This is a genomic window from Cellulomonas sp. WB94 (genome assembly GCF_003115775.1).
GTDB lineage: Bacteria > Actinomycetota > Actinomycetes > Actinomycetales > Cellulomonadaceae > Cellulomonas_A.
In genome coordinates this window covers 1,544,494-1,559,590 of record NZ_QEES01000002.1, presented here as the reverse complement: position 1 = coordinate 1,559,590, position 15,097 = coordinate 1,544,494, and the positions used below count along the sequence as shown (strand labels likewise).

At 73.7% G+C, this 15,097-nt stretch carries 15 protein-coding genes and 1 riboswitch; of the genes, 7 read left to right on the top strand and 8 right to left on the bottom strand.

Features of this window, described 5'->3' with window-relative positions; genetic code table 11:
* Window positions 1-5 precede the first annotated feature (5 nt).
* Together DDP54_RS08325 and DDP54_RS08320 are read left to right on the top strand one after the other, a co-directional pair.
* Window positions 6-791 carry a CPBP family intramembrane glutamic endopeptidase gene (locus DDP54_RS08325; protein WP_109131347.1) on the top strand — a complete coding sequence of 262 codons (786 nt, stop codon included), beginning with the start codon at window positions 6-8 and terminating at the stop codon, window positions 789-791.
* Between the two features lie 27 nt (window positions 792-818).
* Window positions 819-3,371, top strand: a complete 2,553-nt coding sequence (locus DDP54_RS08320; RefSeq protein WP_109131346.1) for a lysylphosphatidylglycerol synthase domain-containing protein — start codon at window positions 819-821, stop codon at window positions 3,369-3,371.
* Here the strand turns inward: DDP54_RS08320 and DDP54_RS08315 are convergent.
* Complete coding sequence (locus tag DDP54_RS08315) at window positions 3,280-3,762, bottom strand: hypothetical protein (protein WP_109131345.1); 483 nt, start codon at window positions 3,760-3,762, stop codon at window positions 3,280-3,282. The two genes, DDP54_RS08320 and DDP54_RS08315, sit on opposite strands and share 92 nt — an antisense overlap.
* A 132-nt stretch (window positions 3,763-3,894) precedes the next feature.
* On the opposite strand from DDP54_RS08315, the gene DDP54_RS08310 reads away from it, so the two are divergent.
* Window positions 3,895-4,416 (top strand): sigma-70 family RNA polymerase sigma factor, encoded by a 522-nt coding sequence (locus DDP54_RS08310; RefSeq protein ID WP_242448299.1) that lies wholly within the window; start codon window positions 3,895-3,897, stop codon window positions 4,414-4,416.
* Window positions 4,413-5,123, top strand: coding sequence for a zf-HC2 domain-containing protein (locus DDP54_RS08305; protein WP_109131343.1), 711 nt, complete (start codon window positions 4,413-4,415; stop codon window positions 5,121-5,123). Before DDP54_RS08310 ends, DDP54_RS08305 begins: the two co-directional genes overlap by 4 nt.
* A 40-nt stretch (window positions 5,124-5,163) precedes the next feature.
* Here DDP54_RS08305 and DDP54_RS08300 read toward each other — a convergent pair whose 3' ends face one another.
* The 3 genes from DDP54_RS08300 to DDP54_RS08295 form a co-directional block, all read right to left on the bottom strand.
* Entirely contained in the window at window positions 5,164-5,760 is a 597-nt protein-coding gene (locus DDP54_RS08300) for a Rieske (2Fe-2S) protein (protein ID WP_242448298.1), read from the bottom strand.
* 172 nt (window positions 5,761-5,932) lie between these two features.
* On the bottom strand, window positions 5,933-6,103 hold the full coding sequence (locus DDP54_RS18165) for a hypothetical protein (protein WP_158274484.1): 171 nt from the start codon (window positions 6,101-6,103) through the stop codon (window positions 5,933-5,935).
* 16 nt (window positions 6,104-6,119) lie between these two features.
* Window positions 6,120-6,195: riboswitch (cyclic di-GMP riboswitch) on the bottom strand.
* A 371-nt stretch (window positions 6,196-6,566) separates the two neighbouring features.
* Window positions 6,567-8,534: a penicillin-binding transpeptidase domain-containing protein gene (locus DDP54_RS08295; protein ID WP_242448297.1), complete on the bottom strand. Its 1,968-nt coding sequence runs from the start codon at window positions 8,532-8,534 to the stop codon at window positions 6,567-6,569.
* A gap of 40 nt (window positions 8,535-8,574) precedes the next feature.
* Here DDP54_RS08295 and DDP54_RS18390 point away from each other — a divergent pair, with 40 nt between their 5' ends.
* Window positions 8,575-8,766, top strand: a complete 192-nt coding sequence (locus DDP54_RS18390) for a hypothetical protein (protein ID WP_197711453.1) — start codon at window positions 8,575-8,577, stop codon at window positions 8,764-8,766.
* A gap of 49 nt (window positions 8,767-8,815) precedes the next feature.
* On the opposite strand, the gene DDP54_RS08290 is transcribed toward DDP54_RS18390, so the two are convergent.
* The 3 genes from DDP54_RS08290 to DDP54_RS08280 are packed head-to-tail and all read right to left on the bottom strand — an operon-like array spanning window position 8,816 to window position 11,230.
* Window positions 8,816-9,175, bottom strand: coding sequence for a cupin (locus DDP54_RS08290; protein ID WP_109131342.1), 360 nt, complete (start codon window positions 9,173-9,175; stop codon window positions 8,816-8,818).
* A gap of 45 nt (window positions 9,176-9,220) precedes the next feature.
* Window positions 9,221-10,264: an alpha/beta hydrolase gene (locus DDP54_RS08285; protein WP_109131341.1), complete on the bottom strand. Its 1,044-nt coding sequence runs from the start codon at window positions 10,262-10,264 to the stop codon at window positions 9,221-9,223.
* A 48-nt stretch (window positions 10,265-10,312) separates the two neighbouring features.
* A complete protein-coding gene (locus tag DDP54_RS08280; RefSeq protein ID WP_109131340.1) occupies window positions 10,313-11,230 on the bottom strand; it encodes a cation diffusion facilitator family transporter in 918 nt (305 codons plus the stop codon).
* Window positions 11,231-11,353: 123 nt separating this feature from the next.
* On the opposite strand from DDP54_RS08280, the gene DDP54_RS08275 reads away from it, so the two are divergent.
* Together DDP54_RS08275 and DDP54_RS08270 are read left to right on the top strand one after the other, a co-directional pair.
* On the top strand, window positions 11,354-12,127 hold the full coding sequence (locus DDP54_RS08275; protein WP_109131339.1) for a YciI family protein: 774 nt from the start codon (window positions 11,354-11,356) through the stop codon (window positions 12,125-12,127).
* Window positions 12,115-13,365, top strand: a complete 1,251-nt coding sequence (locus tag DDP54_RS08270; RefSeq protein WP_242448296.1) for a sigma-70 family RNA polymerase sigma factor — start codon at window positions 12,115-12,117, stop codon at window positions 13,363-13,365. Before DDP54_RS08275 ends, DDP54_RS08270 begins: the two co-directional genes overlap by 13 nt.
* Here DDP54_RS08270 and DDP54_RS08265 read toward each other — a convergent pair.
* Window positions 13,343-15,079: a GMC family oxidoreductase gene (locus DDP54_RS08265; protein WP_109131338.1), complete on the bottom strand. Its 1,737-nt coding sequence runs from the start codon at window positions 15,077-15,079 to the stop codon at window positions 13,343-13,345. The genes DDP54_RS08270 and DDP54_RS08265 overlap by 23 nt on opposite strands.
* Window positions 15,080-15,097: the final 18 nt, after the last annotated feature.

Here is a 15,097-nt window from a genome sequence, read left to right as displayed (position 1 = left end):
TGCGCATGACCGGCACGCCGCAACCCGACCAGCACGCGATCGGGCGGCGGCTCACCGTCGAGATCTGGATCGTGCTCGGGCTCTCGCTCGGCCGGTCGGCGGTCTACGCGCTCGTCGACATCGCGGCCCGGCTCACCGCGGGCCCGCCGCTCGCGCAGCAGACCGCGACGCTCAACGCGAGCCAGTCGCCGCGCCCGTACCTCGACCTCACCTACCAGCTGCTGTCGATCGGGTTCGCGCTCGTGCCGGTCGCGCTGGCGCTGTTCCTGCTGTCGGGTCAGGGGCGCAGCGCGGTCCGGCGGATCGGGCTCGACGCGGTGCGACCGTGGCGGGACGTCGGGATCGGCGTCGGCCTCGCGGCCGTCATCGGGATCCCCGGGCTCGGGCTGTACGCGCTCGGGCGGCTCCTCGGGATCACGGTGCAGGTGCAGGCGTCGGCGCTCAACGCGGCCTGGTGGACCATCCCCGTGCTCGTCCTCGCCGCGCTGCAGAACGCGCTGGTCGAGGAGGTCGTCGCGGTCGCGTACCTGATGGAGCGGCTGCGCGACCTGCGCTGGCGCACGCCGCTCATCCTCGCCGCGAGCGCGCTGCTGCGGGGCTCGTACCACCTGTACCAGGGGCTCGGGCCGTTCATCGGCAACGCCGTGATGGGCCTGCTGTTCGCGGAGTACTACCGCCGACGGCGCCGGGTCCTCCCCCTCGTCGTCGCGCACATGCTCCTCGACGTGGTCGCGTTCGTCGGCTACGCGCTCGTCCCGGCCGCGTGGCGGTCCGCACTGGGCCTCTCCTGAGCCGTGCGGCTGCCTACACTCGCGGGTATGCCCGACTCGCCGACGCCCGAACGGCTCGGCCCAGACACCCCGCCGGGACCCTCCGCGGGGATGGTCGAGTCGGGCCGCATCCAGGTCGGTCGCGTGCGCGACGTCGAGATCCTCGACACCCCGGCCGTCCGCGTGCACCACCCCAGCGACCTCGTCGGGGTCGTGGTGTCGGCGATCGCCACGGTGCTCGTCCTGGTCCTCGCGACCTACGCGCAGAACACGACGACGGGCGTCGCCGAGGACGTCCAGGGGTTCGCGTCGATCCTCCGGCAGATCCTCAACGTGCCGGTCGCGGTGCTCGAGGGTGCCGTGACGATCCTCGTGCCCGTCGCGGTGCTCATGGAGCTCGCGTTCCGCCGCCTCGGTCGGCAGCTCGTCGAGTCGCTCGTCGCGGCCGTCGGGGCGATCCTGCTCTGCACGGCCGTCGGCTGGGCCGTCGCGACGTTCGGGTCCACCGAGCTCGTCGGCGGCCTGTCCGTCCGCCTGGCCGGCGAGTCGGTGCTGACCATCCCCGGGTTCATGGGGCTGATCTCCGGCCTGCTGACCGCCACCGGCCCGCGCGCCCGGCGTCGGACCGTCGTGTGGTCGTGGAACCTGCTGTGGGTCGCGGTCGGCGTCGTGGTCGTGACCGCCCAGGTCTCCCTCCCGGGCGTCGGCGTCGCCATCCTGCTGGGACGGGTCGCGGGCCTCGGGGTGCGGTACCTGTCCGGGGTCCAGTCCGAGCGTGCGTACGGCACCGGTCTCGTCGACGGCGTCCGACGTGCCGGGTTCGACCCGGTCCGGCTGGTCCGGGTGCCGGACGACCTGCTCGAGAGCGACTCACCGGACGACGCGCCGGCCACGACGGCGGCCGCGATGCAGCCCGCGACCCGCGCCCTGACCCGCTACTCCGACCACCGCGTCTACGAGCTCACGACCGTGGAGGGCGAGCAGCTCGACGTCGTCGTCCTCGACGGCGACCGTCAGGTGCTCGGCGTGCTGTCCCGGCTGTGGCGCTCGCTGCGCCTGCGGGGCATCGACCGTCGTTCGGTCGTGTCGCTGCGCCAGGCGACCGAACGTGCCGCGCTGCTGTCCTACGCCGCGCGCGCCGCCGGGGTGCGCACCCCCAAGCTCCTGAGCGTCGCTGAGGCCGAGGACTCGATGCTGCTCGTCCAGGAGGAGGTGCGGGGCGCCGTGCCGCTCTCGTCGGTCCCCCGCGCGCACATCACCGATGCGCTGCTGCGGGAGATCTGGGCGCAGCTACAGCTCGCGCATGACGCCGGCATCGCCCACCGCGCGCTGACCAGCGACGTCATCCTGGTCCAGGAGCTGCTCGGCCAGCCCGTCGTCTGGCTCGTCGGCTGGGACCAGGGCGACGTCGCGTCGTCCGAGCTGGCCCGGCGCATGGACGTGACCGCGCTCGTCGCGCTGCTGGCCCTGCGCGTCGGCGCGACCCGCGCGCTCGCGTCCGCGGGCGCCGTGCTGCCCGACGACGACATCGCCGCCGTCGGCCCGCTGCTGCAGACGATCGGGCTCCCCCGACGCACGCGCGACGAGATGCGCACCCACAAGGAGGTGCTGGCCGAGCTGCGGTCGGCGCTGGTCGAGCGGCTGCCCGAGGCCGACATCGAGCCCGAGCGCCTCGTGCGGTTCGGCGCCCGGACGCTGCTGACGATCCTCATCACGCTCGGCGCGCTGGTCGTCGTGCTCACGACGATCAACGTCCGCCAGATCACCGAGGCGCTCCAGCAGAGCGACTTGCGCTGGAGCGTGGTGTCGTTCGGCCTCGGGCTCGTGACCCTCGTCGGTGCGTCGCTCGCCCTCGTCGCGTTCGCGCCCGTGAAGATCCCGGTGTGGCGCGCGACCCTCACGCAGTCGGCCGCCACGTTCGTCGCCCTCGCCGCGCCGGCCGGGATCGGCCCCGCCGCGCTCAACCTGCGGCTGCTCACCCGACGCGGGGTGTCCGCGTCGCTCGCCGCGGCGACGGTCGCGCTCGTCCAGGTCTCCCAGTTCATCGTCACCGTCGCGCTGCTGATCGTGCTCTCGATCGCGTCGGGCACCAACGAGGCGACCAAGTTCACCGTCACCCCCACGATGCTCTTCGCGATCGGCCTGGTCGCCGCGCTCGTGGCTGCCGCGATGCTCGTCCCGCCGGTCCGCAAGTGGATCTCGCGCAAGACGCTGCCGATGCTCCGGCAGACGTGGCCGCGGCTCATCGAGGTCGTCGGGCAGCCGCGGCGGCTCCTGCTCGCCCTCGGCGGCAACGTCCTGATGACGATGGGCTACGTGCTCGCGTTCCAGGCGAGCCTGCTCGCGTTCGACCAGCACCTGTCGATCGTGCAGGTCGCGCTCATCTACCTCGCGGGCAACTCGATCGGCGCGATCGTCCCGATTCCCGGCGGAGTCGGCACGATCGAGGCAACGCTCATCGCGCTGCTGTCGAGCATCGGCGCGGTCAACCCCGGTATCGCGGCGTCGGTCACGATCCTGTTCCGCGTGCTGACCTACTGGCTGCGGATCCCGATCGGCTGGTTGTCCATGCGGTTCCTGCAGCGCCAGGGCGAGCTGTAGCGCGACGCTCGACCAGCAGCGCCGCACCGGCGAGCAGGATCGCGCCGACCTCGGACACCGCCGCGAGCAGCGCGGGCGCCCACGTCCACGTCTCGTGCACCCCGAACAGCCCGGACGGCAGCGTGGAGACCACGAACGCCCCGAGGGTCGCGATCCCGAAGCCCGCAGCGAGCAGCAACGGCTCCGGGCGCGCGAAGATGAGGACAGCGAGCCCGATCACGACGCCGGCGACGACGTTGACGAGGAAGGCGGGTCCGATGACCGACAACGACCGCATGCCCCCGACCCAGAGGTCGAGGTGCACGACGGCGGAGAGCAGCACGCACGCCGCGACGAGCCCGCGCAGCACCTGCGACCGCGTCCCTGTCCCGACTGCCACCTGTCGCGTCATCGCGCACCTCCCCCAGCCTCGTCGTCCGTACCCTCTCCACGCGCGGGCGGGTCGCCCGGTTCAGCCCCACCCGCCCGGATCGTGCTCAGCACCATGGTGAACCGCAGACCGCGTCCGCACGTGGTGACAGGTGTGGGTCGCACCCGGTTGGAAGCCGACACGCTGCGGGAGCTGCACGACGCGCACGCTGCGGCGCTGCTCGCGTTCGCGACCCGGCTGTGCGACGGAGATCGGGGGCGGGCTCAGGACGTGGTCCAGGAGACGCTGCTGCGCGCGTGGCAGCACCCGGAAGCGCTCGACCCGGACCGGGGTCCCGCCCGGGCGTGGCTTTTCACGGTCGCGCGCAACCTCGCGATCGACTCGCGGCGGGCGAGGGCGTCACGACCCCTCGAGGTCGGTGACGCGCCACTCGCCCTCGTGCCGACGTCCGGCGACGACATCGACCGGGCGCTCGACTCGTGGCTCGTCGCCGACGCGCTCGGCGCCCTGACCGCCGCGCACCGCGAGGTGCTCCTCGAGACGTTCTACCGGGGACGGTCGGTCGCCGAGGCCGCCGCCGTCCTCGGCGTGCCGCCCGGCACGGTGAAGTCGCGTGCCTACTACGCGCTGCGCGCCTTGCGCGTCGCCCTGGCAGAACGGGGGGTCGAGCCGTGAACGCCTTCGACGGCCGCGACGCGGCAGGCACGACGCACGTCCGGCTCGAGCTGGGCGCCCTGGTGCTGGGCGCCCTGGACGCCGACGAGCGCGCGCGCGTCGAGGCCCACCTGGCCGGCTGCGACGAGTGCTGCGCCGAGCTCGCCGAGCTCGCTCCGCTCCCAGGGCTGCTGCATCGCGTGTCCGAGGCCGACGTGCTCCGCGCGTTCGACGGGTCGACCGGTGCCGCCGAGCCCGACGTCGACCTCGTCCCCGCGGTGATCGCGCTCGCCGACCGGGAGGCGCGGGTGCACCGGGCGACCCGGCGTCGGCGGTGGGCGGTCGTCGGTGCCGCCGCGACCGTGCTCGGCGGGGTGGCGATCGCCACCGGTGCTCTGCAGTCCGACACGCCCGTGCCCAGCGCCGAGCCCACCCCCGTCGTCGTCCAGGCGACGGACCTGGCCACCGGCGTGCGCGCCCAGGTGACCTTGACGTCGTCGCCCGTCGGCACGGACCTCGCCCTGCGGCTCACGGGAGTCCCGGCCGGCGAGGAGTGCCGCCTCGTGGCGACCTCGGGCGACCAGCGCGACGTGACCGCGTCCTGGGATGCGACCTACACCGGCGAGGCGACGTTCACCGGCAGCACGCACTTCGCGGTCGACGAGATCGACATGCTGGTCATCGAGACCCCCGCGGGGCGCACGCTGCTGACGATGCCGGTCGACTGACCGGCGTGGTCGGCAGCGGTCAGGCGGCGAACGGCAACGGTCAGGCGGCGAAGATCGAGTCGCCCTCGACCCGCACGGCGACGGCGGGCAACGGCTTGGGGGCAGGTCCGGACACGTTCGACCCGTCGGCGGCCCTGTAGATCGAGCCGTGGCACGGGCACACGAGCTCGGACCCGTCGGGCGCGACGGTGCACCCCGCATGCGTGCAGACCGCGGACATGCCCACGACCGTGCCCGCCACGGGCTGCGACAGGATGATCGGCGTGCCGTCGGCCCCTTGCACGCCGAGAGCGCCGCCGACCGGGACGTCGGCGAGCTTCGCGAGCGCCACAGCGCCGCCCGCGGCCGTGCTTCCCCCCGAGGTCGCCGCGGCACCCGTCGACCCCGCGCCCGCGGTGGACGATCCGCTCGTGCTCGGTGCGCACGCGGCGAGCAGTGTCGCGGCCGCACCCAGCGTCACGGCCCCGGCTCCGCGCAGCACCGTTCTGCGCGAGTACGCGGCGCACGCCCCCGAACAGCCGTCGTGCGCCGCGACGCCCGCGTCGTTCCCGGGCGTCGCGTCACGGTCGGCGTCGTCGGGCGCGGAGTGGTCGAGAGGTGCGGGGGCGGACGCGGTCATCGGGGAAAGCTCGAACATGGGTGAGCTCCTATTGGCGGGGTCGTCGTCGCACCCTCACCACGCAGCCGGCGCCGCGACGGTTCAGGGTGAAGCCTGTGAGTCCGCCGGCCCCAGCGCATCCCCGGGCCGTGACAGCACTCGAGGCAGGACGCGTGTGCGTCCTGCCTCGAGATCTGATCGTGGTGTGCGCTCAGGCTGCGCCGGCGTACTCCCGCTGGGCGGGGACGTAACCGACCCTGGCGTCCCGGTTGGCGGCGACCTGGGCCCACGACTTCACCCGTGCGACGGGGATGCGGGGCTTGGGGTGACCGGACTCGGCCTGCGGCGACTCGTAGGAGCCGGCTGTTCCGCGTTGGTCCATCTCGACACTTCCTTCGTTCGGCAGCCCGGCTGACCGTCGAGGGTCCCGTGGCTTTGCGTCGCCTCCTTGCGGAGGGTTTGCTCTTTCGCTGACGTGGATGACATTAGACGACGATGAGAGTCGGGTGTAAGGCCTCGGTCCCGTACAGATCGGACATTCGCGAATTTCACCCGCTCGGGCTGCTCGCGAGGCGATGTCGATGCAGGTGAGGGGCCTGGCCCACATCCCCTGGTCGTGACGGGGTGACGACACTCCGGCGAAGGTGTGAGATATCTCACATCTGCCAGGGGTGATTCTGTGCCGATGCGGGACATTTCCTCATGACGGCGCTGTACGCACGCACCTGTGTGCCGCCTGGGCGCTGCATGCCCAGGCATGACATGGCCGTCACGCGGAGCGGGGTGCGGACGGCTCGCAGGGGGAGTCGTCCGCGCCACGCGCCCCTCGTCGGGCCGCAGCGCGCTCAGGACGCGGCAGCCAGCAGGAACCGCTTGAGCAGCGGACCCGACGTGGTCGAGCCGAAGTCGCCCTCGTCGACGAACACCGCGACCGCGAGGTCGCCCTGGATCGCCAGCATCCACACGTGGTTCTTCAGGTCACCGTCCGCCCCGAACTGCGCGGTACCGCTCTTCGCGAGCACGGGGGCGCCCGGCACGTCGAGGAGCAGCGCACCGGAACCCTCGGTGACGACCGCGCGCATCATGTCGCGCAGGGCGCTGGCCTCGGCCGCGGTCAGCGGCGCACCGGGCACCGACGTCGCCTCCGGTGCCGCCGCGGTCGCGTCGCCGGTCGCGGCAGCCGTCGACCCATCGCTCGCAACGTTCGTCGCCGCATCGCTCGCGGCCGCCACCCCGGCCGCCGTGCCGCTCGCCGCCGGGACGACGAGCCGAGGCGTCACGAGGGAGCCCTGGGCGATCGACGCCGCGACCCGCGCCATCGCGAGCGGCGAGGCCTCGACCCTGCCTTGCCCGATCATCGACGCGGCATGGTCGGTGCCCTCGGCGCTCGCCGGGACCGAGCCCAGGTACGCCGGGAACCCGGTGGTGCCGCCGACGCCGAGACCGAGCGACGCCGCGGCGTCCGCGAGCGCGGCCTGGGGTGCCGTGTCCCGGGCCCCGATGAACGCGGTGTTGCAGGAGTTGGCGAGCGCCGAGAGGAGCGTGATGTCTCCCAGCCGGTTCGTCGGGTAGCCGGGGTAGTTGGAGAACTCCCGGCCGTCGACCGTGACGGTCTCGGGACAGGTCACGGACGTGTCCGGCGTCATCCCCGACCGCAGCAGCGCCAGGGCGCTCGCGAGCTTGAACGTCGACCCCGGGGCGTACTTGCCCATCGTCGCGGTCGACAGGCCGTCGCCGCCGGGTCCGCTCGCCGCGACGAGCACGTCGCCGGTCGACGGCTTGATCGCGACGATCGCGCTCGCGGGGACGACGTCCGCGAGGATCTGCTCGGCGGCGTCCTGGAGCGTCGTGTCGAGCGTCAGGACGAGCGGGGTGCCGGGCGTCGGGTCGGAGTGGAACAGCTCCCGCGCGGCGCCGCTGATCGTCGAGGTCGCGGCGATCGTCAGGCCGGGCAGTCCCCGCAGCTGGGCGTCGAACTCCCGCTGCAGACCGCTGAGCCCCGTCAGGTCGCCGGCCTTGATGGCGCCGTTCGACGCGTCGACGATCTCGGCCGTCGCCTCCCCGACCGTCCCGAGGATCGGCCGTGCGAACCGTCGGGAGGGCGCCAGCGGGAGCGAGTCCTTCACGAGGTTCACGCCCGCGAGCTTCCCGATCGCGGTCAGGTCGTAGGACGCGTCGGTCGACCGCACGACGAGAGCCTCGACGAACGCCTTCTCCCCCGCGGCAGCGACGCGTGCCGCGTAGGCGTCGGCGTCCATGCCGAGCGCCGTGGCGAGGCCCCGCGCCGCGGCGTCCTGAGCGGACGCGTCGACGTGCGTCTTGTCGACGCCGACCCGCACGACGTCCCGGTCGGTCACGATCGGCTCGCCGCTCTCGGAGACCACGCCCGCACGCTCGGCGGCGATCCGCTCGGCGCCCAGCACCTCACCGGCGACGAGATCGGGGGCGAGCACGAAGGGGCTCCAGGCCGCCTGCCAAGTGTCCTCGACGCGGGCGAGCGTGGCGGTCGTCGTGTAGGTCCAGTCGGTGTCGCTCGCGTCGACGTCCCACGTGAACGTCAGCGTGGCGGTCGCCGCGTCGGGCGCGTCCTTCGTGGTAGCGACGTCCGTCACCTCGACGCGCGGATCCCAGGGCTTGAGGCCCTCGTACGCCGTCGTGCGCTCGGTGGCCGCCTCCGTGGCCGTGGCGCCGCTCAACGCGACCGTCGTGAAGTCGCCCGTGGCGATCGCGGTCGCGAGCGCCTTCGCGGTGCCCTCGGGTCCCGGCTTGGACGCCGTGCAGGCCGCGAGGCCCGCGACCGCGACTGCCGCCACGAGTGCGACCCTGGTCGCGCGACGCCACCCCGGCCCCGCCGTGCCGCGCGCGCACGCGCTGCCCGCGATCCTGCTGCCTGCCACCCTGCCGCTGACCACCGTGCTGCTTGCCACCGTGCTGCTGACCACCGTGCTGCCCCTTGCCGACCGCCCGGACGCCTCGCGAGTGCGTGCGCCGGCCCGCGCGGAGGCGGGCGACGACCATCCTGCCCGACGACGCGCGCCGGCATGAGGGGATTAGCGGATCGGTTCGATCCCTGCGCGATCAGCGTCCGTCGAGGTCAGTGCCCTGCGTCCGGTCTCGGGGTCGGCTCCGACGTCGGAGACGCGGTCACGGTCGTCAGCAGGAACACCGAGTCCTCGAGCGCGAGCACCGCGTGGCGCTCGTGCGTCAGGAGGTGGAGCGCGCCCGTCCCGAGCTCGTCGTCGCCGCTCGGGGACGTCACCCGGACCCGACCGTGCAGCACCTGCAGGGTCGCGGCGTGCGGGGCGTTGTGCTCACCGAGCTCGGTGCCGGCCGCGAGGCCGACGACGGTCTGGCGCAGGTCGCCGTCGTGCACGATCCGGCCCGCGCTGCGACCGTTCGGCGCGGTCTTGGCCTCTTGCAGGTGGGACCACGTGAGACTGAGCAGGTCGGGCATGGCACGCTCCCTCGGCTAGACGACGATGTCCACGGCTGACGCTTCTCAGCCCGCGCTGCTCACACTCTGCCAGGGCTCCTCGCCGTTCGCCCGGGCCGCCGTCGGCCCTGCCGCCGACTCCTCCCCGACCAGCACATGGCTCTCGAGCCAGCTGAAGACCACCTCGAAGTACTCCTCGCGCGCCGGCCGCGCCGACAGGGCCAGGTCGTGGATCCCGTCGGGGATGGGCACGTAGGTGACGTCCGGGCCGAGCAGGTGCGCCCGCATCGCGATCTGGCGGACGTCGAGGACGGTGTCGGACCGGCGCAGGTCGGGGTTGTCCTCGGTGTTGGGACCGCTGCGCTGGGCCGAGCACACCAGCACGGGCACCGCGATCGCGAGCCCCCGCGACAACCGGGCGTGGCCGTGCCGCGCGGCCCGCACCCAGCCCGCGCGTCCGGGGAACCCCTCGGGCGGCTTGAGGGTGAGGTCGTAGTCCCACTCGCCGCCGTGCGCGACGTGCAGGCTGCGCGAGTACGCCGACGGCCCGTGGGAGACGACGCGCATCGGGTCGATCGAGCCGAGCGCCTCGAGGACCTGCGTCTCGACGATGCGGCGGAACCAGGGCGCCTTGAGATCGAACCACGGGCTGTTGAGCACGACGGCGTCGACCACTCCCGTCCCCCGCATGCTGTGCGCCCACAGGCTCGCGGTCAGCCCGCCGGTCGAGTGCGCGTGCACCACGAGCGCGTCGTGACCGAGCTCGTCGCGCACGATCCGGGCGGCCGTCGTGATCTCCTCGGCGTACTGACGGAGGTCGGTCACGTAGTGCGGCGTCTGCCACGGGCGGATCGAACGGCCGCACTTGCGCAGGTCGAGCGCGTAGAAGTCGAACCCGCGGAACTCCCACTCCTCGGCCAGGTGGGTCTGGAAGAAGTAGTCGTTGAAGCCGTGCAGGTACAGGACGGCGCGGCGGTGACCCGGCCCACGAGTGGTCGTGGGCTCGCGCCGCACGAGGGTCGCGACGACCGGGCCTTCGGCGTCGTCGGGCAGCGGGAGAGTGCGCGCCTGCCAACCCGGACCCAGGAGGTCGGAGCGCCACTCGTCCATACGCTCATCGTGCACCGGAACGGGTGCGGCCGCCGGGCCGCGAGGGGCTCAGTCGTGGCGCGCGTGCTCGTGCTCGGCGTGCGACGCCGGTTCCAGCTGGAACGTCGAGTGCTCGATCGACACCGGGAAGTGCTCCGCGACGCAGGCCTGCAGGTCGTCGAGCAGCCGGGCGGCGTGACCGTCCAGGAAGCACGCGTCGTCGATGACGACGTGCGCGGTGAGGACCGGCAGGTCGGAGGCGATCCGGCTGGCGTGGAGGTCGTGGACCTCGACGACGTGCGGGACGTCGAGCAGGTGCGCGCGGACGTCGTCGAGGTCGAGACCCCGCGGCGTCGACTCCAGGAGGACGTCGATCGTCTCGCGCAGCAGGGCCAGCGTGCGGGGCAGGATGAGGACACCGATGAGCAGGCCGGCGACGGCGTCGGCGCGCGTCCAGCCCGTGAGCTCGATGACGACGGCCGCCACGATGACCGCGACGGAGCCGAGCGCGTCGTTGACTACCTCGAGGAACGCGGCGCGCCGGTTGAGCGTCCCCGACCGGCCCGGCGCCAGCACGATGATCGCCGCGACGTTGCCGAGCAGCCCGACGATCCCGAACACCAGGAGCTGGGGGCCGACCACGTCGGTCGGCGTGATCAGCCGCCGGACGCCCTCGACCAGCACGTACACGCCGACGACCAGCAGAACCGCCGCCTGGGCGGTCGCGGCGAGGACCTCCGCGCGGCGCAGCCCCCACGTGCGGTGGGCCGTCGTCGGGCGCGCGACGAGCGAGGCCGCGACCAGCGCGACGAGCAGGCCGCCGACGTCGGTGAGCACGTGCGCCGAGTCGACGAGCAGCGCGAGGCTGCCTGTCAGCAGCGCGCCGACGACCTGCACGACGAGGATGCCGGCCGTGATCCCGAACGCGACCGCGAGGCGCGAGCGGTCCTGGCCGGACCCGTGGTCGTGCGCGTGACCGGTGGACATGACACGACCCTATGGCGGTCGTGGCCGACGAGCGCGACGCTGGTGTCCTCGCCGGGCACCCCCGTTCGTCGTGCTTGTGCACCGTCCGATCGGCGCACCCCGACACACCCCGTGGAGGACACCATGAAGTACCTGCAGCTCATCCGGGTCGCCCCCGGAGTCCAGCCCGAGCCCGCCGACACCGACCCCCAGCCCTGGGTCGACGACACGACCGCACACGGCACCCGGGTCACGGGCGACCGGCTGCGACCCGCGCAGGACGCCACGACCGTGCGCAGCCGTGGCCACGAGACGATCGTCACCGACGGACCGTTCGCCGAGGCACGCGAGCAGATCGGTGGGTTCGACATCCTCGAGGCGCCGGACATGGACGCGGCGGTCGCGGTCGCGGCGGCCCATCCGGTCGCACGGTTCGGCTCGATCGAGCTCCGTGAGACGTGGCCGTTCGACTTTGGCGACCTCGACGCGTCAGCCCCCGGCGACGTCCTCGCCGACGAGCCGCCGGCCGGCTGGCACCGCTACCTGATGATCTTCGGGGCGGACGCCGAGACCGAGCGCATCCTCGCCGGCGCCGCGAGCGAGGGCGACGACGGCTCCGGGCCCGACGGCGGCGCGATGGACTGGCAAGGAGCCCTGGCGGCGTGGATCGAGGACGGCGCCCGCCGCGGCACCGACCTCGACGGCGCGCGGCTGCGCCCGCCCGAGGAGACGAAGACCGTCCGGGTGCGCGAGGGCAAGCTGCTCGTCGTCGACGGGCCGTTCGCGGAGGCGCGCGAGCACGTCGCCGGCTACAACATCATCCAGGCGCCGAGCCTCGACGAGGCGATCGAGATCGCCGCGGCGCACCCCGGCAGCCACATCGGTCCGATCGAGCTCAGGCCGCTGTGGCCGATGTGACCGTCGACGCGGCCCTGACCCTCGCGTTCAGCGAGGAGTGGGGCCGCGTCGTCGCGACGCTCATCCGGGTCACGGGCGACTGGGCGCTGGCCGAGGAGTGCGCGCAGGACGCCTTCGAGGCGGCGGCCGTGCACTGGCCGGTGGACGGTGTGCCGCGCAGCCCGGGCGCCTGGCTGACGACGACGGCCCGCAACCGCGCGCTCGACCGGCTGCGCCGCTCCACCACCGAGGCGCGCAAGCTGCGGGAGGTCGCGATGCTGCCGCTCGACGAGCCGGGTCCGACCGAGGACGACGAGATCCCCGACGACCGGCTCCGGCTGATCTTCACGTGCTGCCACCCGGCCCTCGCCATGGACGCGCGCGTGGCGCTCGCGCTGCGGACGCTCTGCGGGCTGAGCGTCGAGGAGATCGGGCGCGCGTTCGGGGTCACCGAGCCTGCGATGCAGAAGCGGCTCGTCCGGGCCCGCGGCAAGATCCGCCACGCGGGCATCCCCTACCGCGTGCCGCCGGCTCACCTGCTACCTGAGCGGCTCACGGGCGTCCTCGCGGTGCTGTACCTGATGTTCACGGAGGGCTACGCCGCGACGTCGGGACAGGCTCTGCTGCGCGAGCCGGTGTCGGGCGAGGCGATCCGGCTCACGCGCGTGCTCATGACCCTCATGCCCGACGAGCCCGAAGCGCTCGGCCTGCTCGCGCTCGAGCTGCTGCACGACTCGCGCCGGACGGCCCGCGTCGACGAGGCCGGCGACCTCGTGCCGCTCGAGGAGCAGGACCGCAGCCGGTGGGACGCCGACCGGATCGCGGAGGGGCTGTGGGTGCTCGGGACGGCCGCGCGCCGGGACGTCGTCGGGCCGTACCAGCTGCAGGCCGCGATCGCCGCGTGCCACGCGACAGCCGCGGCGTCGTCGGACACCGACTGGCACCACATCGCCCGGCTCTACGGCGGGCTGGCCCGAATCGCGCCCTCGCCGTACGTCGAGCTGGGCAGAGCGATCGCGGTCGCGATGGCCGACGGGCCGGACGCCGGGCTCGTCCTCCTCGACGCGCTGGCTGCCACCGCCGAGCTCGACGGCTACCACCTGCTGCCCGCAGCCCGGGCCGACCTGCACCGGCGGGCGGGCCGGCCGGTCGACGCTGCGGCCGCCTACCGCGACGCCCTCGGGCTCGTCCGGAACGACGCCGAGCGGCGCTATCTGACCCGGCGCCTCACCGAGGTCACGTCCGGTCTTCACCCCTGACGCGCAGCGCGGCCGGAGCGCCCGCGGGCACGGCCGGGCTGGTCGGCGGTACCGGGTCGAGACGCCGGTATGGCTCGGACTGCGCCGGGCGCGGGTCCGGCTCGCCGCGGTTCGGCCACAGCGAGACGGCCCGCTCGGCCTGCGCCGTGATGGTCAGCGACGGGTTCACGCCGAGGTTCGCGGTCACCGCGGCGCCGTCGAGCACGTGCAGCGTCGGGTAGCCGTGGACGCGCTGGTACGGGTCGAGGACGCCGTCCGCCGCGGTCGCGCCGATCGCGCAGCCACCCAGGAAGTGCGCCGTCATCGGCATGTTCACGAGGTCGCCCAGCTGACCGCCCGCGACCCCGCCGAGCTCGTCGGCCATGAGGGTCGCGGCCCGGTGGCCCGACGGGATCCACGTCGGGTTCGGCTCGCCGCTGCCCTGCCGGCTCGTCATCCGGCGCAGGCGGGCGGGCACCGGGATCCCGAGGCGACGCGGGGCGAGCGACGTGGTCAGGGAGTTGTCGAGCGCCTGCATGACGAGCGCGATCGTCGTGCGCTCGCTCCACCGGTACGGCGCGAATGCCCGCAGGGTCGCGACCGGCCGGCGCCGCAGGTCACGCGCGTACGAGCCGAGCACCGACGACCAGCGCCGCCAGGTCGGGGCGCCCTCCGTGAGCGCGATCTGGAGCAGCGCCATCGCGTTCGAGCCCTTGCCGTAGCGGACCGGCTCGACGTGGGTCGTGTCGTCGGTGAAGAACGACGACGTGATCGCGACCCCCCGCGAGAGGTCGCGCGCCGGGTCGACGCGCGGGGCGCTCGCGCCGAGCAGCGCCTCGGAGTTGGTGCGGGTCAGCTCGCCGAGCCGCGGCGAGAGGCCGGGCAGGCTGCCGGTCGCCTTCATCCGGTGCAGCAGCGACTGCGTGCCGTAGGTGCCGGCCGCAAGGACCACCTGGTCGGCGTGCCACGTCGTGCGACCGCGGACGACGCCGGGCACCGCGGGTCCGGTGCGCCGCGACGTGATGGTCCACCCGCCGTCGGGCCCGGGCGTGAGGTCGGTGACGGTGGTCATCGGCTCGACGTGCACGCCGACCCGCTCGGCGAGGTGCAGGTAGTTCTTCGTCAGGGTGTTCTTCGCGCCGACCCGGCAGCCCGTCATGCACTCCCCGCACTCCGTGCAGCCCGTGCGCGTCGGCCCGGCTCCCCCGAAGAACGGGTCCGAGACGTCCCGGCCGGGCTCGCCGAACAGGACCCCGACGTCGGTCGGGTGGAACGTGTGCTCGCGGCCCATGCGCGTCGCGACCTGCAGCAGCAGCCGGTCGGCGGGGGTCGTGGACGGGTTGCGGGTGACGCCGAGCATGCGTGCCGCCTGGTCGTAGTGCGGCGCGAGCTCGGACTCCCAGTCGGTGATGCCCGCCCACTGCGGGTCCGTGAAGAACTCGCGCAGCGGCCGGTACAGCGTCGTGCCGTAGACGAGCGACCCTCCCCCGACCCCGGCGCCCGCGAGGATGAGCGAGTCCTTCAGGACGTGGATCCGCTGGATGCCGTAGCAGCCGATCACGGGCGCCCACAGGAACGTGCGCAGGTGCCACGACGTGCGGAAGTCCTCGTCGGCGAACCGGCGCCCGGCCTCGAGCACCGCGACCCGGTACCCCTTCTCGGCCAGGCGCAGCGCGGCGACCGAGCCTCCGAAGCCCGAACCGACGACCACGACGTCGTACCGCTGGTCCTCCATCCGGGCATCGTGACACAC